Source organism: Streptomyces afghaniensis (assembly GCF_044327915.1).
GTDB lineage: Bacteria > Actinomycetota > Actinomycetes > Streptomycetales > Streptomycetaceae > Streptomyces > Streptomyces afghaniensis.
Map to the genome: position 1 here is coordinate 250,468 of NZ_JBIRGJ010000003.1, position 23,761 is coordinate 274,228.

At 68.6% G+C, this 23,761-nt stretch carries 16 protein-coding genes and 2 tRNA genes; 10 read left to right on the forward strand and 8 right to left on the reverse strand.

All coding sequences use genetic code 11. The features are described from left to right. The first annotated feature begins 13 nt into the window (after positions 1–13). The 5 genes from ACH4G3_RS11720 (at position 14) to ACH4G3_RS11740 (ending at position 6,883) form a co-directional block, all read left to right on the forward strand. A complete protein-coding gene (locus ACH4G3_RS11720; RefSeq protein ID WP_397624287.1) occupies positions 14–1,420 on the forward strand; it encodes an FG-GAP repeat protein in 1,407 nt (468 codons plus the stop codon). 53 nt (positions 1,421–1,473) lie between these two features. Then, positions 1,474–2,901: an FG-GAP-like repeat-containing protein gene (locus tag ACH4G3_RS11725; RefSeq protein WP_397624288.1), complete on the forward strand. Its 1,428-nt coding sequence runs from the start codon at positions 1,474–1,476 to the stop codon at positions 2,899–2,901. Positions 2,902–2,926: 25 nt separating this feature from the next. Continuing rightward, positions 2,927–4,375 carry an FG-GAP-like repeat-containing protein gene (locus tag ACH4G3_RS11730; protein WP_397624289.1) on the forward strand — a complete coding sequence of 483 codons (1,449 nt, stop codon included), beginning with the start codon at positions 2,927–2,929 and terminating at the stop codon, positions 4,373–4,375. A 17-nt stretch (positions 4,376–4,392) separates the two neighbouring features. Next, positions 4,393–5,745 carry an FG-GAP and VCBS repeat-containing protein gene (locus ACH4G3_RS11735; RefSeq protein WP_397624290.1) on the forward strand — a complete coding sequence of 451 codons (1,353 nt, stop codon included), beginning with the start codon at positions 4,393–4,395 and terminating at the stop codon, positions 5,743–5,745. 121 nt (positions 5,746–5,866) lie between these two features. Beyond that, a complete protein-coding gene (locus ACH4G3_RS11740) occupies positions 5,867–6,883 on the forward strand; it encodes a Yip1 family protein (RefSeq protein WP_397624291.1) in 1,017 nt (338 codons plus the stop codon). 86 nt (positions 6,884–6,969) lie between these two features. Here the strand turns inward: ACH4G3_RS11740 and ACH4G3_RS11745 are convergent, their stop codons facing one another. Both ACH4G3_RS11745 and dcd read right to left on the reverse strand, forming a co-directional pair. Further along, positions 6,970–7,467: a phosphoribosyltransferase gene (locus ACH4G3_RS11745; RefSeq protein ID WP_354737167.1), complete on the reverse strand. Its 498-nt coding sequence runs from the start codon at positions 7,465–7,467 to the stop codon at positions 6,970–6,972. Further along, positions 7,464–8,039: a dCTP deaminase gene (gene dcd / locus ACH4G3_RS11750; RefSeq protein WP_354737170.1), complete on the reverse strand. Its 576-nt coding sequence runs from the start codon at positions 8,037–8,039 to the stop codon at positions 7,464–7,466. Before dcd ends, ACH4G3_RS11745 begins: the two co-directional genes overlap by 4 nt. A 516-nt stretch (positions 8,040–8,555) precedes the next feature. On the opposite strand from dcd, the gene ACH4G3_RS11755 reads away from it, so the two are divergent. After that, positions 8,556–8,629: transfer RNA gene (locus ACH4G3_RS11755), tRNA-Gly, on the forward strand. A gap of 188 nt (positions 8,630–8,817) precedes the next feature. On the opposite strand, the gene ACH4G3_RS11760 is transcribed toward ACH4G3_RS11755, so the two are convergent. Then, positions 8,818–9,369, reverse strand: a complete 552-nt coding sequence (locus ACH4G3_RS11760; protein ID WP_397624292.1) for a DUF6415 family natural product biosynthesis protein — start codon at positions 9,367–9,369, stop codon at positions 8,818–8,820. A gap of 664 nt (positions 9,370–10,033) precedes the next feature. Between ACH4G3_RS11760 and ACH4G3_RS11765 the strand changes: the two genes are divergently transcribed. Next, entirely contained in the window at positions 10,034–11,281 is a 1,248-nt protein-coding gene (locus ACH4G3_RS11765) for an NsdA family TPR-like regulatory protein (protein WP_397624293.1), read from the forward strand. Between the two features lie 403 nt (positions 11,282–11,684). Here the strand turns inward: ACH4G3_RS11765 and ACH4G3_RS11770 are convergent, their stop codons facing one another. Continuing rightward, a complete protein-coding gene (locus ACH4G3_RS11770) occupies positions 11,685–14,300 on the reverse strand; it encodes a tetratricopeptide repeat protein (protein WP_397624294.1) in 2,616 nt (871 codons plus the stop codon). After that, positions 14,297–14,707 carry a hypothetical protein gene (locus ACH4G3_RS11775; RefSeq protein WP_397624295.1) on the reverse strand — a complete coding sequence of 137 codons (411 nt, stop codon included), beginning with the start codon at positions 14,705–14,707 and terminating at the stop codon, positions 14,297–14,299. Before ACH4G3_RS11775 ends, ACH4G3_RS11770 begins: the two co-directional genes overlap by 4 nt. Positions 14,708–15,284: 577 nt before the next feature. On the opposite strand from ACH4G3_RS11775, the gene ACH4G3_RS11780 reads away from it, so the two are divergent. Together ACH4G3_RS11780 and ACH4G3_RS11785 are read left to right on the forward strand one after the other, a co-directional pair. After that, the gene (locus ACH4G3_RS11780) at positions 15,285–16,400 is read left to right on the forward strand and encodes an ArsR/SmtB family transcription factor (protein ID WP_397624296.1); all 1,116 of its coding nucleotides are present in this window, start codon (positions 15,285–15,287) and stop codon (positions 16,398–16,400) included. 52 nt (positions 16,401–16,452) lie between these two features. Then, a complete protein-coding gene (locus tag ACH4G3_RS11785) occupies positions 16,453–17,721 on the forward strand; it encodes an MFS transporter (RefSeq protein ID WP_397624297.1) in 1,269 nt (422 codons plus the stop codon). A 378-nt stretch (positions 17,722–18,099) separates the two neighbouring features. Here ACH4G3_RS11785 and ACH4G3_RS11790 read toward each other — a convergent pair whose 3' ends face one another. Both ACH4G3_RS11790 and ACH4G3_RS11795 read right to left on the reverse strand, forming a co-directional pair. Continuing rightward, positions 18,100–19,236 (reverse strand): sensor histidine kinase, encoded by a 1,137-nt coding sequence (locus ACH4G3_RS11790; RefSeq protein WP_397624298.1) that lies wholly within the window; start codon positions 19,234–19,236, stop codon positions 18,100–18,102. A 509-nt stretch (positions 19,237–19,745) separates the two neighbouring features. Then, positions 19,746–20,060, reverse strand: a complete 315-nt coding sequence (locus ACH4G3_RS11795; RefSeq protein ID WP_356092190.1) for a hypothetical protein — start codon at positions 20,058–20,060, stop codon at positions 19,746–19,748. Positions 20,061–20,373: 313 nt separating this feature from the next. Here ACH4G3_RS11795 and ACH4G3_RS11800 point away from each other — a divergent pair. Beyond that, positions 20,374–20,512: transfer RNA gene (locus ACH4G3_RS11800), tRNA-Gly, on the forward strand. 123 nt (positions 20,513–20,635) lie between these two features. Here ACH4G3_RS11800 and ACH4G3_RS11805 read toward each other — a convergent pair. Further along, positions 20,636–23,380 (reverse strand): tetratricopeptide repeat protein, encoded by a 2,745-nt coding sequence (locus ACH4G3_RS11805; RefSeq protein ID WP_397624299.1) that lies wholly within the window; start codon positions 23,378–23,380, stop codon positions 20,636–20,638. Positions 23,381–23,761: the final 381 nt, after the last annotated feature.

Consider the following 23,761-nt stretch of genomic DNA (forward strand, 5'->3'; position numbering starts at 1 on the left):
CCGGAGCCCCCTCTTGCGCAAGCGCACCCTCATCCTGGCCGCCACGCTCACCACCGGCCTGCTCACCGTCACCCCGGCAGCCGCCGCGCCCTCGGGCCTCGCCGGGGACTTCAACGGCGACGGGTACCGGGACGTCGCGGCCGCCGCCCCCTGCACCGACGTCGGCTCGGCGTCCTGCGCCGGCGCGGTCGTCGTGCTGTACGGGTCGGCGTCCGGTGTCTCGGCCGCCCGTAAGGCCGTCATCACCCAGAACTCCACCGGCGTGCCCGGCACCGCCGAGTCGGGCGACGTGTTCGGCGCCGCCCTGGCCACCGGCGACCTGGACCGGGACGGCTACTCCGACCTCGTCGTCGGCGCCGCCGGCGAGAGCATCGGCGACCGGGACGGCATCGGCTCCGGCACGATCCTGTGGGGCGGCAAGTCGGGCCTGACCAGCGGCAAGGGCCTGCCGCAGCCGTCGACGCTCGCCGAGTACGGCAACTTCTCCCGGGGCATCGCCACCGGCGACTTCGACGGTGACGGCGACACGGACGTCACGCTCACCGGCCAGAGCCACACCCGCATCTACAACGGCCCCTTCACCCGCACCGGCGGCCCGCTGAACCACCTCCGCGTCGGCGAGGTCGGCACCACGTTCGAGGTGTTCGCGGGCGACCTCACCGGCGACGGCGCGGCCGAGCGCGTGTACCCGTTCAACGTGGACGGCGACACCGGCGGCCAGATCGACTACTTCCGCTGGACCGGCACGACGTACAAGATGGCCGATCTGCCGGACGCCGACGGCTACCCGGGTTCGATCGGCGACATCAACCGCGACGGCTACGGCGACCTCGTCCTCGGCGACCACACGGACCCGTACGACCTCAAGCCCGGCGGCCACAAGGGCGGCCAGATCACCGTCTGGTACGGCGGCCCGAACGGCCCCGACCCGGCGCAGCAGCCGACGGTCGTCCACCAGGACACCGCGGGCGTGCCCGGCGCGGGCGAGGCAGACGACGGCTTCGGCTCGGCGGTGACCACCGGCGACATCAACGGCGACGGGTTCGCCGACGTCGTGGTCTCCGCCTCGGGTGAGGACGTCGGCTCGGCGAAGGACGCCGGCTCGGTGACCGTGCTGTTCGGCTCCGCCTCCGGCCTGCGGACGAGCAGCGGCGTGAAGTCGTACACCCAGGACACCGCAGGTGTGCCCGGCTCCGCCGAGTCCTGGGACCGTTTCGGTTCCGCGGTCGGCCTGACCGACGTGACCGGGGACGGCAAGGCGGACCTGGTGATCGGCGTCGACGGGGAGAACTCCACGGGCGGCCTGTGGACCCTGCGCGGCTCCGCCTCCGGCCTGACCACGAGCGGGGCGCAGGGCATCACCACCACCGCCGTCTCCCTCAAGTCGGGCGCCGGCCTCGGTTCGGTCGTCGCCCAGTGACGCCCCGTCGCCCAGTGACGTCCGATCAGACCTCCAGTGAGGCACGTACCGTCATGCGCACCCGTATCACCACCGCCGTCCTCGCGGCGGCCCTGACCCCGCTCGCCCTCACCCTGTCCGCTCCCGCCGCGCACGCCGCGACGCCCGCCGCCCCCTACGACTTCAACGGCGACGGCCGCACCGACCTCGCGATCGGCGCGCCGGGCGCCACCGTCGCCGGGCAGGCTAAGGCGGGTGCCGTGTCGGTGGTCTACGGCAGCACCAGCGGGCCGAAGAGCTCCATGCGCACCCTGCTGACCCAGAACACGGCCGGCATGCCCGGTGCCGCCGAGGCCGACGACGCCTTCGGCTCCGCGCTCGCCTCCGCCGACCTGAACACCGACGGCTACGCCGACCTGCTGATCGGCACGCCCGGCGAGGACGGCAGCGACAGCAACGACGGCACGGTCACCATCGTCTGGGGCGGGAAATCCGGTCTGTCGGGCGCCCGTTCGCTGTTCAGTTTCTTCAGCACCGACTACGACCGGTACGGCCAGGCGCTGGCCGCGGGCGACTTCGACGGCGACGGGGACCTGGACGTCGCGGTCGGCTCCACCGGCCCGGTCACCCTCTCCCTCGTGTCCGGTCCGATCACCAGGACGAGCGCGTCCAACGGCGGTTCGGGCTCGCGCAACGACTGGTGGTCCTCCTCGGCCGGCGTCACGCACCTCTCCTCCGGCGACGTCACCGGTGACGGCCGGCCCCGGGTGGTCCTGCACGGCCGTGCCGTGAGCACCGGGGCCGCGACCACCGCCCTCGCCGACCTGAAGATCGGCAACTACGTCGACTGGCTGGAGCGACTGCCCGCCGGGTTCGTCTCCGCCGTCGGGGACATCGACGGCGACGGCCACGACGACATCGTCGTGGGCAACGACCGGGAGCCGTCCGCCGACCCGGAGGGCGCCCTCGGCGGCCGGGTCACCGTCGTCCACGGCGGACCCGACGGCGGCCTCGACACGAACCGCGCCCCGCTCGTCCTCACCCAGGACACCGCCGGGGTGCCCGGCGCCGCCGAGCAGGGCGACCGCTTCGGCAGCGACGTCTCCCTCGGCGACATCAACGGCGACGGCTACGCCGACCTGGCGATCGGCGCCGCGGGCGAGAACTCCGCCGCCGGTGCCGTCACCGTGCTGTACGGCTCGGCGTCCGGCCTCACCACCAAGGGCGCCACCTCGTACACCCAGAACACCGCGGGCGTCCCCGGCGGCTCGGAGAAGGGCGACCGCTTCGGCGAGCGCGTCACGCTCACCGACCACACCGGCGACCGCCGCGCCGACCTGTCCGTCTCCGCGCCGGGCGAGAACGCCGGCGACGGAGCGGTCTGGTCCCTGCGCGCCACCGCCACCGGCCCGACGGCCACCGGCTCCGTCAGCCTCGGCCCGGGCACGACCGGCATCTCCACGGCCGGCACGCCGGGCTACGGCACCGCACTCAACCCCTGATCGAACGACACCCGGGAATCCACAGATGCGCAAGCGCACCCTCCTGCTGGCCACGGCCCTCACCACCGGCCTGCTCACGGCCCTGCCCGCGACGGCGGCCACCGCCGCACCCGCCACCGGCCCCAAGGCCGACTTCAACGGCGACGGCTACGGCGACGTCGCCTTCGCCGCCCCGTACGCCAAGGTCGACGGCAAGGGCATGGCCGGCTACGTCGCCGTGGTCTACGGCGGCGCCACCGGCCTCGACCCGGCCAAGCGGACCGTGGTCAGCCAGAACACCGCCGGTGTGCCCGGTGCCGCCGAGGCCGAGGACACCTTCGGCGACGCGCTCGCCGTGGCGGACCTCAACGGCGACGGCTACACCGACCTCGCGGTCGGCTCATCCGGCGAGGACGTCGGCACCGACACCGACGGCGGCTCCGTCACCGTGCTGTGGGGCTCGGCGAGCGGCCTGAAGAACGGCACCTCGGTCAAGGACCCGGCGGTCTCCGGGCACGACAACTGGGGCCGGCTGCTGACCTCGGGCGACTTCGACGGCGACGGCAAGAAGGACCTGGCCGTCGGCACCGGCTCCTCCCACGCCTATGTGATCCGCGGCGGCTTCACCACGACCGGCACCACCGGCGCCGCGAAGCGCGTCAACACCCCCGAGACGGCGTACAGCGTCGACGCCATGAAGGCGGGCGACACCAACGCCGACGGCAGGTCGGACCTGGTCCTCACCTACCGCGTCCGCCTCGACTCGTCCGAGTCGGGCAGCTGGTCCAAGGGCGTCGCCTACCTCGGCTCCCCCACCGGCCCCGACACCTCGGTCCCCCGCCCCCTGAACGGCGGCACCTCCCTCGCCCTCGGCGACATCGACGGCGACGGCTGCGACGAGATCGCCCTCGGCAACGTCTTCACGAAGGACGACGACCACAGCGGCTCCCTCGGCGGCCAGGTCGTCGTCATCCGCGGCTCCGAGGGCGGCCCGGTCAACGGCGACGCGCCCATGGCCGAGCTGACCCAGGCCTCCACCGGCGTCCCCGGCGCCGACGAGGCGAACGACGGCTTCGGCGGCTCGGTCTCCATCGGCGACACCAACGGCGACGGCTACGGCGACCTCGCCATCGGCGTCGTCTTCGAGGACGTCGGCACCCTGGAGGACTCCGGTAGCACGGTCCTGATGAACGGCTCGGCCTCGGGTGTCTCGCGCACCGGCGGCCGCACCCTCACCCAGGCCACCGCCGGTGTCCCCGGCACCGCCGAGGCCATGGACTACTTCGGCTCGGACGTCCTGCTGGCCGACGTCACCAAGGACGGCCGCGCCGAGTTCACGATCACCGCCGGCTTCGAGGACGAGGGCATCGGCGGGATCACGGCGCTGCGCGGCTCGGCCACCGGCCCCGTCACCGACGGCGCCCGCTCCTTCGGCCCCGGAAGCCTCGGCCAGACCCGCTCCTACGGCGCCTTCGGCACCGGCCTCATCGGCTGACGGACCAGGGAGACACCATGCGCAGATCCACCACGACCGCCCTGGTCGCCGCCCTGCTGGCGACCGGCGTCACGCCCGTGTTCCTGACCGGCCCCGCCTCCGCGGCGGTGGCGAAGCACTACGACGACTTCAACGGCGACGGCCGCCGCGACCTCGCCTACGGCGGCTACAACGACGTCGACCGCGAGGGCGGCACCGTGACCGTCGTGTACGGCACCGCCACCGGCCTCGACACCGCCCACCCGAAGTACCTCCACCAGGACAGCGCCGGCGTCCCCGGGGCCGGGGAGGAGGACGACCAGTTCGGCGCGTCCCTCGCGAGCGCCGACCTCAACAAGGACGGCTACGCGGACCTCGTCGTCGGCAACCCCACCGAGCACGTGGGCAGCGCCGACTACCGCGGCACCGTCACCATCCTGTGGGGCTCGAAGTCCGGCCTGTCCGGCGGCACCAACCTCACGCCCGCCGGCGGCGCGGCCGGCCACTTCGGCCGCGACCTGGCGACCGGCGACTTCACCGGCGACGGCTCCCCCGACCTGGCCGTGATCGGCGGCGAGAAGGCGTGGCTGTACCGCGGCCCCTTCACCAAGTCGGGCACGACCGGCAAGGTCAGCAAGATCGACAAGGGGACCGGCGGCTGGTACTCCTCCGCCCTCGGGGCCGGCAAGGTCGACGGGGACGGCAAGACCGACCTGGTCGTGATCGGCACGGAGATCACCGGCAGCGACATCCGCGAGCGCGCCTGGTTCCTCAAGGGCACGTCCTCCGGCCTCGCCTCGGGCGCGTCCAGGACCCTCAGCGACCGGCAGGAGGGCCTCTACCCGAGCCCGGTCATCGGCGACTTCGACAAGAACGGCTACGGCGACATCGCCCTCGGCGTGCCCGACAAGGACAACGGCAAGGGCGCGGTCACGATCTGGCGCGGCACGTCGACGGGCCCGGGCACTTCGACCACGTTCACCCAGGCCACCTCGGGCGTCTCCGGCACCCCGGAGGCCGGCGACGACTTCGGCTACGCGATCTCGGCCGCCGACACCAACGGCGACGGCTACGCGGACCTCGCGGTCGGCGTGCCGCACGAGGACATCGAGGGCCTGGAGGACCAGGGCGGCGTCCACGTCTTCCGCGGCGGCTCCGGCGGCCTCAGCGGCGCCCGCTCCTCGTGGATCGCCCAGACGGTGCTGGGCCCGGCCGACTCCCACGCCGCCTTCGGCTACACCCTCCGCCTGCGCGACCTGACCGCCGACGGCAAGGCGGACCTGGCCGTGGGCGCGGCGGGCGGCGCACTGCTGATGCCGGGCACGGGCACGGCACCGACGAAGACCGGCGCGATCGCCCTGCCGGACCTGGGCGGGGCGCTTCCCGACTGACCGGCCCGGGCCGGCCTGGGGCGGCCCGGGGCGGCCCGGGGCGGCCCGGGGGCACACCGGGAAGCCCGTACGGCCGAACCCCTACAACCCACGGACACCCAACGGCCCTTACCCCTAAGGGATGTCACAGCTCGGCCGCAAAGCCGGGCCCGGAAGCCCGGGCCCGGCACGCCACCGCCCGGGACCAGGTACGTTCGAAGACGTGGCTGGATTCAGGATCGGACGCGGCCGGAACAACGGCGCTCCTCAGACGCGACCGCAAAACCCCCCGCACGGGCAGCAGACGCCGCAGGGACCGTCGTCGTACGGCTACCCGCCGGCGCCGCAGCCGTACCCGCAGCAGCCGCCGTACGGCAGCAGCGGCGGCCCCACCTGGCCGCAGCCCAACGCCGGGCGGCCTGGTGGCGGCTACGGCGACCAGGGCGAGCCGGAGTACTTCGGCGACGGCGCGTACCCGCCCGGCCCCCAGGGCCCGCACGACCCCTACGCGGCGAACAACCCGGGCCACACCCAGGCCTTCTCGGTCGGCGAGGACCCCTACAGCCAGGGCGACACCTACCGCGCCGGCTCGGCCGCCCCGCCGCCCGGCCCGGTCGGCCCGCGCCTGCACTGGAAGGCCCTGCTGAGGGGCGTCGTCCTCGCCCCCAACCAGACGTTCCTCCAGATGCGGGACTACACGATGTGGGGCCCGGCCCTCATCGTCACGTTCCTCTACGGCCTGCTCGCCGTCTTCGGCTTCGACGGCGCCCGCAAGGATGCGATAAACGCCACACTGTCGAACGCCGTCCCCATCGTCCTGACGACGGCGGTCGCGATGGTGCTCAGCGCGTTCATCCTGGGCGTGGTCACCCACACCCTGGCCCGGCAGCTCGGCGGCGACGGTGCCTGGCAGCCCACGGTCGGCCTGTCCATGCTGATCATGTCCATCACGGACGCACCCCGCCTGGTCTTCGCGATGTTCGCCGGCGGCGACGCGACGTTCGTGCAGTTGCTGGGCTGGGCCACCTGGATCGCGGGCGGCGCGCTGCTGACCCTCATGGTCGCCCGCTCCCACGACCTGCCCTGGCCGAAGGCGCTGGGCGCGTCGGCGATCCAGCTGATCGCGCTGCTGTCGATCGTGAAGCTGGGCACAGTCTGAGGTCTGCCGCACTAAGGTCTGCCGCGCGGCATGAAAAAGGGGCTCCCCGGAAAGGGAGCCCCTTTTCTTGTCCTCCTGCTCGCAGCTCAGGCGTCGAGCACCTGGTCGGCCCGCCGCACCACGGGCGGCTCCACGGACCACGGGAAGTTGATCCACTCGTCGGTCCGCTTCCACACGTACTCGCACTTCACCAGCGACTGGGACTTCTCGTAGACGACGGCGCTGCGCACCTCGGCGACGGTGTCCAGGCAGAAGTCGCGGACCAGCTTGAGCGTCTTGCCGGTGTCGGCGACGTCGTCGGTGATCAGCACCTTCTTCTCGGAGAAGTCGATCACGTTGGGGACGGGAGCGAGCATGACGGGCATCTCGAGCGTCGTCCCCACGCCCGTATAGAACTCCACGTTCACGAGATGGATGTTCTTGCAGTCGAGGGCGTAGGCGAGCCCGCCGGCCACGAAGACACCGCCGCGCGCGATGCTGAGGACTATGTCGGGCTCGTACCCGTCGTCGGCGATGGTCTGCGCGAGCTCGCGCACGGCGACGCCGAACTGCTCGTAGGAGAGGTTCTCGCGGACGTCACTCATACCTGGGTCCGGTGGAAGTTGAGGAAGGACCGGGAGGCGGTCGGCCCCCGCTGCCCCTGGTAGCGCGACCCGTACCGCTCGCTCCCGTAGGGGAAGTCGGCGGGCGAGCTGAGCCGGAACATGCACAGCTGCCCGATCTTCATCCCCGGCCACAGCTTGATGGGCAGGGTGGCGAGGTTGGACAGCTCAAGGGTCACGTGCCCGCTGAACCCGGGATCGATGAAGCCGGCCGTCGAATGCGTGACCAGCCCGAGCCGCCCCAGCGAGCTCTTCCCCTCCAGCCGGGAGGCGAGATCGTCGGGCAGCGAGATGACCTCGTACGTACTGGCGAGGACGAACTCCCCGGGATGCAGGATGAACGGTTCGTCCCCCTCCGGCTCGACGAGCCGGGTCAGATCGGCCTGCTCGATCGAGGGGTCGATGTGGGGGTACCGGTGGTTCTCGAACACCCGGAAGTAGCGGTCCAGCCGCACGTCGATGCTCGACGGCTGCACCATGGCGTCGTCAAAGGGGTCGATCCGCACGCGCCCGGCGTCGATCTCGGCCCGGATGTCCTTGTCTGAGAGAAGCACGCCCCGAGGATACGCAAGGCGCGCGGAGCGACCACAACCGGACGACTCCGCGCGCCTGCCTGCGTGCTTCTGGCGGGCCGTGCAGCTACCGCTTCTCGTAGCTCACGGGCACCACGCTCCGCAGCCGCGCGCATCGCGGGCACCGAAGCAGCCGGCCGGGGCCGAGCCGGTCGGCCTGCTGCATCGGGAACGAAGCGGTGGTGAACACGTGCCCATCCGCACAACGGACGACGGTGCGCTCCATCAAGTCCAAGAGTCCCTTCCCCAAGAGCCGCGTCGGGCTGCTGCTTGCCTGACGACAAAAGCCACGGTACGGGATCAAAGGGAGGGCCCTCCAGGCGGCACTCCGGTCCCGCCCGGACCCTCGCCCACGCCCCCACCGTACGCCCCAACTCCGGTCACCCGCAGCCGTGTCACGCCCCTGAAACGCCCTCAGGCTCCGCGGCATCAACACCGGGAGCCTGACATGAGGTAAAGTGGCGACCGTTCGGACACCGACTCCGGTCGGCGTCTTACGCGGGTGTAGTTTAATGGTAGAACATCAGCTTCCCAAGCTGAGAGCGCGAGTTCGATTCTCGTCACCCGCTCCACGAAGAAGGCCCAGGTCAGCGACCTGGGCCGTTTTGCTGTCCGGGGTGATCACTGGCCGCGTGCCAGATGTGCGCCAGATCCGCACCACCAGGGACGCATGTCTGTGTCCACAGGTTGTGGACACAGACACGACGCCGACCCGCGTCAGGCGTCAGGCGTCAGGCGTCACCGCGTCAGCACTCGTGGGTCAGACCTCGGACTCCCATGGGGCCTCCTCACGGGAGAGGACAGACCCGCGCCGAGCGAGGCGGTACTCCTTATAGAGCCGATCACCGGTCGCGCACGCACCGACCGCCTTGCCGTCGTCATCCACGGCCCGGCAGTCCCGGCACCCGGGGCAGTGCATGAGCAAGCGCAGGTACGCCGCCTGTTCGGGGCCGCTTCGGCACTGGTACTCGTCGTCCTCGTAGTGGTCGCACAGCGCGCGTGCGAATCGGGCGAGGCCTCGGGCCTGAGCCATCAGCGCAGGCAGGCTGCGGCCGGGCTCCGCGCTCAATCGCAGGCGAGCCTCCCCGACGCAGTTCAGCGCACAGATTCGAGGCACGCTGTCCTCGGGCAGCGCGAGCGCAGCCGGCTCGATCTCACGAACGATCAGCCCGACATGGCCCCGCAGACGGAGCGTGAGCTTCTCCACCTCCCCGGAAGGAAGCTTCTCGACGTCCTGTGAGAGCAGGCGTTCCGCACACGCCCGCATGACCGCCACGTCCAGCGACGCAGCGGGAGTCGCAGGCCCGGTCATCCCGCGTCCTCGCTCTCGAGGCAGCGCCCCGCCATCACGAGAGCCCGCACGTCAACGGCAGCACACAGCCGTTCCGGCCGGGTCACGCGCACGGCCCAGTACGACACCCGCGTCCGCTCGTCGAACTCGACGCGATCACTTCGCGGCACGCCGAGGTATGTGCCGTCACCCAGGCACTCGGCTGCCGGTTCTCGCCATGTGCGTGCGGTGCCGGGCGGGACGAGGGCGTAGTAGCGACGGAATCCCGGGTCATGGATAACCGGGCCACCACCGAGACAGCGGCGCAATCGACAGCTCACCGTGTACGGATCAGCGACGGCGATCGCCCTGTGCACAATCGACTCGGCCAGACGGACCGCCTCGAAGACCCTCCCCAACGGAATCACGGCGAGCCTCGCGGCGCTGTTCCACTCTCCGACCGCCGCGTCGGGGGACGGATGGGCGGATGCCAGCCACCGCTCGGCGGTCCCCCGTCCCGGCCCGCCCGTCGGGGACAGGCGACAGGCCCCGGGAAATCCAATCTCTGTCATGTCGACGTTCCTCAGCAACATTGGCCACGCCCCGGACCGGTCGCTCGGTCGCCGGGGTCCTTGCAGGAAGACCGTTGCGCCAGAGGTCAGTTGATCCCATCCCAAGCGACATAGGCCCGCCCTATATTGGGGTTATGGGGGATTTCCGCACCGACCTCTGGTCTCATCCCACGCTCGTCTCAGCGGTCACCCGCGAGGACTGGGGCCAGGTCTTCCGCACATACCGGAAGCTCACCGGTCTGAGCCAGACGAGGCTGGGCGAGCTCGTCGGACTGGTCCAGCCCGACGTCTCCGACATCGAACGCGGCCGACGTCGAGTGACCTCGCTCGAAGTACGCCAGCGCATCGCCACGGGGCTCGGTATCCCACGCTTGCTGCATACGCCTGCGGAACAACCAAAGGCGGGCCCCGTCCCAGCGCTCCTCCTGGCCGGCCCGGGCCCCGACGAAGACCTCCTGGCCCGTGTGACGAGCGTCGTCGACACAGCACACCGTGTCGACGCCCCCACCCTGGACTGGCTGGACCGCCTGCTCGCCGAACACCGTCGCGCCGAGGACGAGATCGGCTCCCGCCCCCTCGTCGAGGTGATGCGTCGACAGCTCCAGACAGTCGTCGACCTCTACGCGGGCGCCCGCGGCTCCCTCGCCGACCGCGTGGTCCGCCTCGCCGCCGAACACGCCCAGTTCCTGGCCTGGATGGCCCAGGACCAAGCCCAGTCGGCCACCGCCCTGGCCTGGTACGACCGCAGCCACGAATGGGCATTGGAAGCCGGCGACCCCAACATGGCCGCCACCACTCTCAGCATGAAGGCCCACATGGCCTGGTCCGGCGGACGCGGCACCCGATGCGTACGACTCGCCGAAGCCGCCCGCTGGTCCGCACCCGGCACCTCCCTCGGCGTCCAGGGCATGGCCGCCCAGATGGCCGCCCGCGGCCACGCCCTCAACGGCGACGCCGACGACGCCGAACGCCTCCTCGACGAAGCACAGACCCTCATCAACCAGGCCGCCGAACACCCGGAAGACGAACCACCGTGGATGTACTTCTACGGCGAAACCTGGTTCACCCTGCAACGCGGCATGTCCGCACTCCACCTACGCCGCTGGCGGGCAGCCATCGACCACCTCACGACCGGACTGGACGCCCTGCCGGAGGAGTTCCGACGCGACAGGACCTGGTACAAGGCGTGCCTCGCACACGCCTTCGCCTGCGCCGGGGAAGCACCCCAGGCCCTCACCGTCGCCCTGGCAACCGTCCCCGACGCGGCATCCGTCGGCCGCCCCCACTCCTGGAACGAACTGCACACCACAGCGGCCGTCCTCCTGCGCCATGGAGCCAAGGAAGGACACCAACTGGTCTCAGCACTCCGAGCACACGACTGAACAGGCCCGGTAAACCGACTGAGTTACAACCTTCTTCACAGGTTCAAGTCGGCTCGCTCCGCTCCCCGCGCGCGGCCCGGCCCCCGGCCGGGCCTGCGCTCCTGCCTCCGTCCCGCTCCAGCCCGGCCGGCGCCCGTGCCGCGCTCATAGCGATCAACCACCTGATGTCAGAGAAGGGGTACGCCGTGGCTGGGGCGGTCGGCTCCACGGCTTTACGGAGCCACTTTGGCGCGAGCCTCGAAGATCATGGCCCCAACGTCGTGCTTTACCGGGCAGGTCCACAGACTGCCCGACTCGCCGGAAGCTTACGGGGCCATGATCACTCACGCCAAAGCAGCACCACCCCAAAGCCGCTCCGCCGTCCTAACATTTGAGCTTGAAGCCGGTACGCACTAACCAGACGTTAGCAATGTTCGTGGTTAGCCATATGCGCCTCTACCTGATCGAGCATTCGGCGAAGGGTCTCTACCATTGGGTCTTGATCCTCATTGGCCGCCGCTTCATCCAGTAGCTGCCGCGCCTGTACAAGATCGCCATCACGCATGGACAAGTAAGCGAGCATGTGCGACACGCTTTCGCCAGCCTCTCGCGCTTGGACTAGATACTTGCGCGCTTCACCGAGGGCGTTGCGGAACAGATAATACTGCCCTAGGTGATACAGAGCGTGACCATCCCCCATGTCAACAGCCTTGAGATAGAGCTTGCGAGCTGCTTTGTACTTTCCTTTTCTCTCTTGAAGGTACCCAAGGGCGACCGCCGCACTAGAGGAGCCGCCGTCCATTGCTCGCCTGTACCACAACATGGCCCTGTTTGGGAATCCTAGCGCTTCCTGAATCAACCCCATTTCCGTGCAATAGCCCGCCTTACCTGAAGATATTGCACGGTTAATCCAAGATAGAGCCTCGCGCGGGTCCCCTTGCCGTCTGCAGCGGGCGGCAAGATTCGCCATCGCCTGAGTATCGCCGTCTGCCGCAGCAGCACGGAGAAGGTTTTCGGCCTCGTCACTACGGCCGATCTCATCCAACATCAACGCTAGGTCATTCTTTGCGTACTCGAAACCCGTCTCAATCGACCGTCGATAGAGCGCCTCAGCTTCTTCGTAACGCCTCATTTCGGCTAGCAGGTTGGCGAGATTGAATACCACGTATTCATCATCGCCTTGCTCAAGCCTGCTTCTATAGATTGCCTCCGCTTCGTCGAGATTACCGAGCTTTCGTTGAATGCCCGCCAGGTTGTTTGCCGCCCGTTTATTGCCTTCCTTTACTGCACGACCGTAAGAACATAGGGCCCCTTCCAAGTCATTCCGCTTTTCCTGCGCAATACCCAACGGGAACCAAGCATCATCATTACCGTCATCGACGGCCTGCCTGAGCCAGTATTCCGCCGTATCGTATTCGCTGCGGGAAATGTGAAGCTGCCCCATAAGAAGCTTGGCGACAGATGGCGACTTCTCCATGAATGAAGTAAAAAGATCTCGGGCCTCGTCAAATTGCTTCAAGTTTAGGAGGTAGCCACCCAAGTTTCGCATAGCACGGCTATCGCCTTCACGGGAAGCCTCACCGAACCAATAGGCCGCCTCATCTTCACGCCCCGACCGCATAAGAACAGTGCCAAGGTTGTTCTTCGATACACGGCTGCCTTGCGCAATTGCCTGACGGTACCAGTATTCCGCCTCTTCTAGTCGATCTTCCTGCGCAGCGAGGTAGCCCAGATGGAAGGACCCATCGTGTACGCCAGCCTTTGCAAGACGTTCGTAAGCCTTAACTGCAAATTCAGGCTTACGAGCCTTTTCAGCACGGTGCCCGACCGTGTGGGCAATCTCTAGCGAGAAATCCTCAATAGCGGTGGCCCATACGTCGTCAGGTGGCCCATCACTTCTCTTGTCACGTGCCACGGCCGCCGGCAGGTACTCAAACGCCCTGAACATGTCATCTGCAACAGGGATGAGTAGGCTGCTAGTTGCATGCAAAGGCTCAAGCGCCCAGTGAAAAGCATCTAGGATCGGCTCCGGCCTCAGGCGGATACCGCCACGTTGACCTAGGTAATTATCATGAAGGCGCTCCAGAAGTTCTCTGGAAACCGGTTCCTGCACGCCAACCCTTTGGAGGTCGACGGCAGCCGAAACCAGTGCAGCACCCCGAGGGTGAAGACCAGGGGCCCAAGCATTCTGCCACTCTAAGTACAGTTGCGGGCCAGCCGCCAGATATTCAGCGATGCCATACTCGGCAGCATGTCGAGAAGCATCTCGCACACGCGGATCTGCGGACCGCCCAGCCCGCTTCACCTCCTGGTCGCCCCATCTCCTATCAATGTAAATAATGTGCGCTCGGGCAGTTACAGCCCTAGCGGACCGCACCAGAACTCTGCTTTGCTGACTATGGCCTCGTTCATATCGCGGCGACAGCATATCCATCTGCTCCGCCCGCATAGTACCTATCAAAACGGCGCCCGTCCGCAGAGCCTCATCCAGTGAGCCGGTAGAGAGGCCAGGGTGGCTGAGGAACCTGTCGAGATCGTCAAGCCAGATAACTTTGTTGTCCGATGCTGCGAATGCCACGCATTCGTCGAACTCCGCGCCGTCCTCCGGTCGCAGTATATAGTAATCCGGGAACTTTTCTTTTACTGCCTCGAAGGCAGTTCTAGACTTCCCTGAAGTAGGGTCGCCAACTAGCAATACGAATGAACCTGGACGCAACAATGCATGCAGGTCCTCATCGATGTCACGCCGGACATAATCCGGGTATTGATTCTCATCCCAGCTCGCCGCAGGATGGATCCCGAAGTTGACGGGATTTTCGCATTGTTGCAGCCTCGGGACGGTATCAAGAGTTAGGAGATGCGCCGTGTTTGCCAGCGCCTGAGGACTTTTCGACCCTTGGCCACCATAGTAAATCTGAATACCGTGACGCTGCTGAAATGCTGTACCGTGATCATGGATATCAGCACTTTGGGTAGCTGTCGACGCTCCCGCGATGTCGTCCTCAGCTCCGGGGTCACCCCACAACTCAGACGGTCTCATCGCGCCTGGTAGGTCTGCGATCCAGAAACCTGCTGAAATGCCACAGCATTATCCTGGACGGTCGCGTTCTGGGAGATGTTATTCGCGTTCACCTCAGAGTTATGCGCCTCTATATCGGCGAGTAGCTCTTTTAGGGGCGTGACCGCTTCCGGATCCCTTGCCAGCGTGGTGCACAGCAGAGCAAAAATCTCATTTTGCCGTTGCTGCACGTCCCCGTTCTGTTGACTATCGATCGCCCTCTGCCGTAGTTCGTCCAAAGTCTCCGCTGCCAGGTCGGCGTTTCCTGACCTCCCGGCCATAATGCGAGCAAGACGTGACTTAAAGGTCTGCCAACCGTCGGAAACCATCGCCGTCAGAAGCGCATGTGCTGCCGGTACTGCGAACTGAGCCAGCTCCAACTCGTTCACGGGCCCCCCTTTGCTCACATCCATTTGGTACGGAGGGTACCCGGTTGGGTGGCTTCTGTGACAGCAGTCCAGCAAAGATGTGCGTCAGCAGCGCTTGCTGTCGGCACGGTCAGCACAAGCGCACAACCGTGATCCATGGAGCCGGAGCTCATCTCTCAACTCGACCTGCCGCTGAACCTCGACCAGAACCGCCACAACGTCTTCCACAGCCGTCTCATGAAGCTGCGCGCCCAAGCCCGCGGGCGTGTACTTGAGTTGCCCGTCCCGAATGGTGAAGGGGCCCGTGCCAGACCCGTGCCAGATCCTGCGGGGAACCACGGGGAACACCGGGGAACCAGTCGACCGCCCGCCACGCGCCGACACGGCTCCGCCACAGGTCAGCCCCGGACCAGGCCCCAGATGCCCTTAGCTTCCCAAGCTGAGAGCGCGAGTTCGATTCTCGTCACCCGCTCCATGTGAAACCCCCAGGTCAGAGACCCGGGGGTTCTTTGTTGTCTAGACCGGTGAGGTCGGCCCCTGCCGCTTGCGGCGCGGCGCGGCTCCCCTCGCGGGCGCCGTGAGGCAAGGATGACGGGTCATGACGATCGTGTTCCGGGTTCCGGCCGGCGGTGCGGAGCGGGTGGGGTTTGCCTATTCGCCGACGATGGAAGCCGTGCTGAGTCTCCATGTGCTGGTGGAGCCCAAGCACCACCCCGTCCAGCACGGCTGGGTGCGTGCGATGCGCAAGCTGTCCCCGGCGCTGAAACGGGAGATCGAGGCGTTCTCCTACGCGGTGCGCTCGTACTTCCCCGAGTTCCTCTTTCCGCAGCCGATCGGTGGACTGACGGACTTCGAAGACGAACTGGCCGGCTTGCGCGGGGCGGATCCGGAGCTGGTCCGCCTGGAGTTCGCCGTCCCCCTGCTCATGCCCTGGCCGGGCGGTGGCGAGGGCAGGGATCCGCGCGTGCTGGACGAACCGGAGGTACGCGGCCTGTTGCGGGAGCGAGTCGCACGGGAGAGCGACGAAGCGATGGCCGCGATGCTCCTCGACGATCCCCGCGCGTTGCTCGAACGGTTCCTGAGCATGCTGGAGCGCTACTGGCGGGAGGCGTTCGAGGAGGAATGGGCACGGCTCGAACCCGAACTCGCCGCCGGCGTCAGCGAGGCCGGACACCAGATCGAGCAGCGCGGCCTGTACGGGATGCTCCGCGGCCTGTGGCCGGAGGTGCGCAGCGATCCGCAGGCCGAGCGTTTCTGGCTGGAGCGGCCGCACGACCACGAGGTCGCCATCGGCCCGGACGACACACTCGTCCTCGCCCCCAGCGCCTATGTGTGGCCGCACGTACGCGTCAACTGCGACGGTCCGTGGCCCCTTGGGCTCGTCTTCCCCGTCTCCTCGATCGTCCGGGAAGCCCGCCCGCGGATTCCGCCGGCCAGGCTCGTCGGCACACTCCGCGCGCTCGCCGACGACACCCGGCTGCGCGCCCTGCGGCTGCTCGCCGAACGCCCGCGCAGCACGCAGGAGTTGGCCCCGCTCGTCGGCGTCAGCGAGGCCGCCCTGTCCAAGCACCTGCGGGTGCTGGCGGACGCGGGCCTGCTGGAGCGCCGCCGCGAGGGCTATTACGTCCTGTACCGGCTTGTGCCCGGACAGGTGGCGGGCCTGACTCCCAGCCTAGAGAGCTTCCTGCACGGGGACGGCGAAGCGACTGATTAGCCATCTGCCTAATAAGTGGATCAGGCCCCGGACGGAACCCGACAGTGGCCGCATGTCACTACTGAAGGACCGCAACTTCCTGCTTCTCTTCGCCGGTCAGGGCATCTCACGCTTCGGCGACGGCCTGTACACCGCCGCGACCGCCTGGCTGGCCTGGTCACTTACGAAGGACCCCACGGCCGTCGCCATGGTCAGCGTCTCCGCGTTCGCGCCCGCGTTCGTGGCCACCTTCGTCGTCGCCTCGTACGCCGACCGCCGCGACCGCCGGAAGCTGATGATCGCCACCGACCTGGCCCGGGTCGCCGTGGTGGCCGTGGCTTCGGTCCTGCTCTCACTCAACCTGCTGAACCTGCCCCTGCTCGTGGCGACCACGGCGTTGCTGGCGCTGATCGGCGCCCCGTTCGCCCCGGCCCGCAACGCCATCGTTCCCCAGATCGTGCCGGACGACCGCCTCCAGCAGGCCAACGGACTGCTGCAAGTCGCCTTCCGGGCCGCCTTCTTCGTCGGCCCGCTCATGCTGGCGCCGCTGCTGGCCTTCGGCTCGCTGCAGTCGGTGCTGGTGGTGAACGGGCTGACCTTCCTGGGCTCGGCGGTCGCCGTGGCAGCCATCCGCGTGACCCGCCCCGCCGCGACCAGCGGGCAGACCGGGCTGTGGTCCGATCTCGGCGCCGGGCTGAGGGCAGTGCGGGCCGCTCCCGATGTACTCGTCGTCATCGTCACCTTCGTGCTCGCCCTCGCCCTGACCAACGGTTTCCTGACCGTCGGGCTGGTCACGGTCGTGGGACAGGGCGGCCAGTACGGCCTGCTGCTCGGCGTCGCAGGGGTCGCCGAGGTGGTGGGCGCCCTGCTCCTGGCCGGCGTGCGCATCCGCAGACTCGCACTGGCCGCTGTGCTGGCGTGGGCCCTGCTCGGGATCTTCCGGGCTCCGCTGGGAGCGGTCACCTCCCATGCTGTGGCGGCCGTTCTCCTGACCGCCACGGGGCTGGCCTCGGCCCTCACGGACATTCCCTTGATCGCACTGGTGCAGCAGCGCATACCGAGCCATCATCTGGCGAAGGCGCTCGGCCTGTGGGAGGCCGGGGTGGCAGGCGCTCTGGCGATCTCCCCCTTCGTGGCCTCGACCGCGATCAAACTCGCCGGAGTCGAGAACGCCTTCCTGCTCTCGGGAGCCGCCGTTGTCGTCCTGGCCATGACCGCCACGCTCGCCCTCGCATGCGTCGGCGCGCGGCAGCCCGGTCAGGAGCCCTTCGTCACGGCCCAAGGCACGGCAAGCGTCGCGCCGCAGGAAGAGACAGCGGTGATCACGGTCAAACCAGAGTGACTGCGCGGATCATCGCTGTGCGCAGGTCAGCTCAGGACGCTGCCACCACAGCCTGACAACGAGCATGTCGGGGCCATCATCAAGGTGGGGCCCATCAGGCGTTCAGAAGTGGACAACGGAGAACGCCAAACCCTGTCCATGACTTCGGCGCGAACGAGCCCGCCAGGCAGCGCCCCCACGGTGAACGCCGCCCTACCCGACGCGGCCGCGCGTCCAGGACGTTTGCCCAGGTCAACGTCCGAACTAGCCCCGAATGAACGCAGCTTCCCAAGCTGAGCGCGAGTTCGATTCTCGTCACCCGCTCCATACGAAACCCCAGGTCAGCGGCCTGAGGTTTGTCGTGTCCGGGCACGCCGATCCGCGTCGGGCGGGTTGTGCTCAGGCGGGCCGGGTGGAGGCCCGTAGTTCGATCTCGTATCCGCCCTGTGGGGTGGGTTCGGCGGTGAGGGTGCCGTTGAGCAGTTCGGCGCGCTCTCTCAGGCCGATCAGGCCGTGCCGGGCGCTGGGCAGGGCGACGGTCGGGCGGGTGGGGGCGGTGTTGGTGACGGTGACGCCGAAGTGCTGCGCGTCATGCCACAGGCGCACCTCTGCGCGGGAGCCCGGGGCGTGCTTGCGGACGTTCGTGAGGGCTTCCTGGACCGTGCGGTAGACGGTGCGTTGGGCGGTTGTGCTGATGCCGGGCGGGAGCTCCCCGGTCAGGGTGGTCTCGATGCCGCTGTTGGCGATCAGCTGCTGGAGGTCGGCGAGGGTGGGCTGGGGGGTGAGTTCGGTTTCCTTGCCACCGGAGGCGCGCAGCAGGGTGACCATGTGGCGGAGTTCGTCGAGGGTGTTCACACTCAGGGTGCGGATGGTGCGGGCGGCGTCGCGGGCATCGGGGTCCTTGGCGGCGACCTGCAGGGCTCCGGCCTGTACGGCGATGAGGCTGACCTGGTGGGAGACGACGTCGTGCATCTCGCGGGCCAGTTGGGCGCGTTCGCGGGCGAGGACGGACTGGGCGTACAGGGCGCGTTCGTGTTCGCGGGCCACTTGGACCTCGACGAGTTGGCGGGCCACGTCGCGTCTGGCCTGCACGAGCTGGCCGCACAGGATCGGAGCGAAGGCCATGGCCAGCGTGTAGACGAACTCGATGAGCGTCCAGGTCCGGTCGCCGGAAAACGGGTCGCCGGAAAACGCGTCGGACAGGGGCCAGGCGAGGGTGGTCGCCGCCGCGTTCAGCAGGGCGCTGCCGGCCAGCAGCGAGCGGTTACGGGTGCGCGCGGCCAGTGTGTACAGCGCGGCGATCGGCGCGACTCCCACGTCCATGAACAGCAGCATGGGCAGTGTCAGCAGGAAGACGGCGAGCGGAAAGCGCCTGCGCAGGAGCAGTCCGGCGCTGCCGAGGGCGGCGCAGGCCCACATGAGGGGTGTCGCCTCGTCGTCGAGGTTGATCCAGGCGTCGAGCGCGGCGAGCACGACGAGGCCCGCGTCGACGACCCAAGACGGCACCCGCCGCCACAGTGCCCGACCCGCACTCATCCCGCGTTGCCCCGGGCCGTGTCGGCGCCGTCGGCGCAGACGCGCCCGTAAGGTGCGTCCGCACGCTGTCACCGGGACAGCTGGTAGATCTCCAGTGGGAAGCACACTTTCCGTCTCATTCAGCCCCGTTCACGGCCGTTCAGACGAGACCCGGAGCCGCTCCTGCACGGATGGCCAGCCGCCCATGAACCCAGGTGAACGCCCCTGCACACACCCCACCACCACAGTTGGAAAGCGTGTTGGTGGGGCTCCGTAGCGACTAGTCCTCTTTCAGCCGTGTTTCAGCTGCTTGTCGCCGGGCCCCGACGCTCTGGCCCCACGCCTCGCCAATCGATCTACGGCGCTTCCACGACCTACGCCGGGTCGATCTCCAGCCCGGCGCGGCGTGAAGCACGCGGCCCTGAAGAGGGCAAGGGCAGGGCCGACTGTGTTCGTCTGCGCTGATGGCGGCAGGGCCATTGCGCATCTCGGCGCCCGCAATCGAAGCACCGGCCGCGTGCCTGGTGAGTTCAGAAGATCGGCGTCTGCGCTTCGATATCGGTGAGTCCTTCCTCCATGGTCAGCGACGGCAGCACGCGGACGCGGTTCCAGTGAGGGAGGCGAGACTCCATCAGCAAGCGGTCGACGTTCTCGACCTTGTCGGACTGTACGACCATGACAATCGTGTGTTCACGGTTGACGAAGGGGCCGGCCACGATCTCGACGCCTGCCTTCTGGGCGAGGTTCGGGATATCAGGGGCGGTCTGCAGCATCAGGTCGCGCGTTGTCGCGTTAGAGGTCGGACAGACTTCCGGGGTGTGGGTCGCGATCAGGACGAAATGCATCTCGAGGTTCCCTTCCACTCGAGGGCCCTTGATCTCAGCCTAAGCCGCCCCGAGGTGCTCCGCGACCGACGATCCCGGCTCTGGCCGACGGAGGGAGCGTTCAGCCCAGAGGTTCCGTATCCCAAATCGGTGGCCCGACGAGACGGTAGGAATCGCTCAGGCGTGCTTCCTCGACGACACCGTCGCCGCACGCCTCGGTTACGGGCAACCCGTGGAGCGATCGCGACTGGGCTGACGTCATCGAGGCAGCGCCCGACCTCGCGCGCTGAAGTCCTCCGCCGCGCCACAAGCGCACCAGACAGGGCGGGGACCAGCGGGGGATCACGGTGAAAGCGGGCTCGAACGGCGAGACCACCATGTCTTCGTTCGTCCAGGTCAGCGCCCGGACCGCCCTCAAATGATCGCAGCTTCCCGAGCTGAGAGCGCGAGTTCGATTCTCGTCACCCGCTCCATGATGAGGGCCCAGGTCGGAGACCTGGGCCCTGCTGTCGTGTGCAGGGATCAGCCGCCATGTGAAGAGACCGAGCCGGAGCGCTTCCGCATCGTCCGGCGAACCAGGACGTAGCCACATCCGATCAGCCTCCAGCTGTTCGGACGTGGCTCGGCCGATGGACTGTCGGCGGGGCCGCACTCCACGGTTTCGAGATCTCGCCGCAGGGCTCCCAGCCGTACCGCCGCATGCCCTGCGCGTCCTCCAGGTGACCGGCCGCTTCCAGCAGTTCGGCGAACTGACGCCAGGCGTACGGGTCACCGGTCTGCGAGACGCGGCGGAGCCAGGCGAGTGCCTCGCCCGTGCGACCCGCGATGCGGAGCAGCTCGGCCACGGCGGACCGTTGGTCCGGGTCGCCCTCCTCGCCTCGGTGATCCGCGCACGACTTCAGCCAGTCGAAGGTCTCGTCCGGCCCCACGGCTGCCGTCATCAGGCGAGCGATCTGCGGGATGACCTCCGGATCACCTCCTTCCGCCGCACGCCGGTACCAGGCGAGGGCCTCCGACGGTTTCCCCAGTTGCTCGTGCAGGGCGGCGACCTGCGCCACGGCGTCCCGCCGACCGGCGTCGGCCTCCTTCCGGTACAGCACGAGTGCTTCCGCCAGGTGGCCCTGCTGCCTGAGCGCCTCTGGTGTGTCCGCGTCCTTCTCCCGACGGTCGCCCTTGGCGAGCTCCTCCACCCACTCCAGCAGTACGGTCAACTCGCGCCGCACCGCGTCGTCCTGCCCCTCCTCGTCGGCAAGGCTGCGCAATCGGCTTCGAAGGAGGGCGTCCATGGCCAGGTGCCGGATCAACGCGTGCTCTGCCCAAGGGATACCGCCACTGTCCGTTCTGCCTTCTTCCGCTGCACGGGACAGCAGCCACGCCAGGACGGTGAGGCCGCTGTCACCGCGCTGCCGCATCAGGGCGGCCGTCTCCACGACTGCGTACCCACCGCTTGCCTCGGCCTCTTGCTGGAGGTGGATGAGCGCTTCCTCCGTCCGCCCCTCCTGCTGCAGCAGGTGAGCCAGTTCTCCATGTCCACCGTGCACACCGGCATCGGCCGCATGCCTGAAGCAGAACTCTGCCTCCTCGAACCCTCCAGCCCTGCGCAGGAGTATGCCGGCGTACAGCCAGCCATACCTTGCTCCCGCTTCGGCGGCTTTCCTGTGCCAGGCCACCGCGACGTCCGGCCGGATCGCCTCCATGAGCCCGGCCACCCGGCCCATGGCCGCGACGTTCCCGGCTTCCGCGAGAGGCAGGCACCACAGCAGTGCCTCGTCTGGTTTTTCCTCTTCCTCCAAGAACTGAGCCGCTGCCATGGCAGCGCCCGGCACCCCCGCTTCCACCCCCGCCGCGAGCAGCTGCAGGGCGATCCTCAGGTGCCCCCTGTCCCTGGCGGCCTCGGCCAGCGCGATGAGGGAATCCCGCGCTGCGTGGTCCACCAGTGCGTCCCACAGCCCCGCCGGCGGTGCCTTGGTGCGCCTTTCCTTCCTGCCGTGCTGGTCCAGGTAGTCCGCGAGTCCGATGTCGTCGGTGAGGACACGAGGCCCGCCCGGTTCACGGAAGGTGACGGGCGTGAGAGGGCCCCGAGTTCCACGCGTCGGCTCGCTGAGTTCCGCGAGTGCGTGCTCGATGTCGCCGTCCGCCACCAAGTCGTACTGGTCGGCGGAGAGGTAATGGCGGATCGACGCTTCAAGGAGGATTCGCGGGAGGTGCGTGTCGTGCCCGAGACGGCGGGCATCCATGGCCGACTCGATCAGGGCCCTCTGAAGAGCCGTGGCGGTCTCGTAGCGGTCAATGAGTGCGCGACCGCCCGCGAGGTACTGCGTGATCCGCCCCGGCTCACCCTGTTCGAGCGCTTCCTGGAGCCGGAGGTCCGCAGCGGCGAGGCGCCGCAGCTCGGGCACGTCCGTGTCCTCGAAGGCGTCCGGTACCCGGTAGTGCTTCCCGGTGAGGAGGGCACGGGCCTGTGCGTGCGGGTCTCTGCGGTCGCCGTCTTTGCGCGGCTTCACCAGAGCCGTCCACAGGGCGGGCCAGGTCGTGCCCAGGACGAGCAGCGGTCCCCGCCGCGAGTCGTTGAGTATTTCTCGCAGGTGGGCGGCTGCCTGCTCGCCCTGGTCTCCGCTCAGGAAGCGGTGGATCTCGTCGAGCCACAGGACGGTGCGGGGAGTGATTCCGGGCAATGCGGCGATCAGTGCTTCGGCGGGGCTCGGTACCAGAGGAAGCACGAGCCGCCAGTCCGGGGGGAGCAGATTGAGCGCCTCCCAGCACGCCCTCGTCTTGCCGGTCGATGATTCACCGACGAGGACGGCGAGTGAGCCGGCCGGCTGCCCGGCGGACCGTGCGACGAGGCCGTTCACCACGTCGGCCAGCCACCGGTCGTGCTGCCGAACGACGTAGAGGGGAAGCAACGGCAACCCCGACGCGCCACCGCCGTCGATGGCCTCGTGCACTTCCAGCGTGAACGGATCGGTGAACTCACGGACCGACCGCCCGGGGCCAGCAGGCACCGTGCGCGGGACCCGCACCGGCTGCGCCTGCTCCAGCAGGTTGCGCCAATGACGCTCGTTGACACTTTCACCCGCCCAGGAACTCCACAGCCGCACCAACGCCAGAACGTCGTCGCTGCTCCTGTCGCTCGGGACCTTCGGCTCCTTGTCCCTCGTCGGCACCCAGTCGCTGATCCGCTGGTCGCCGACTCTCCTCCCGTATGGGGGCTTGGCGAGTGCCTGGATCACCTCTCGCCGTGAGTACCGGCAGCCGGCTCGGCGGCGGGCCTCCCGCGCCTGTTGCTCCAGTGCGCGCAGCTGCTCGTAGAGCAGTCGCGCCTCCCGAGACCGTGTTGTCACCCGCGCTCCCCCTCCTGGCCGCTGCGCCCGGGACCGCCCGCAGCGGGTGCAGCGGGCACCTCGTCGGCCAGCAGCGTAGAACGAGAAACGCCCGGTCCTCCCGCCCGGCCGGGTCTCATCCACGTCACCGCACGAAACTCGGACCGCCAGCTCGCAGCAGCGACGAGATGACCGGAGGAGATCCCGATGAGCAAGCTCACGGAACGAAAGCGGCAGCGAACCGCTCGTCGTCTGGGGCGAGCCGCCCTGTTCGCCGCCGTACGCGGCGTCGCCACGGCTGCGGGCTCTGCTCTTGTCGGGTGCGGCCTCGTGTGGTGGCAGAGCCGTTGAACGCATCGCAGGCCGGCTCCGCCGCCCGCGGAACGGACCCGGAAAACGAGG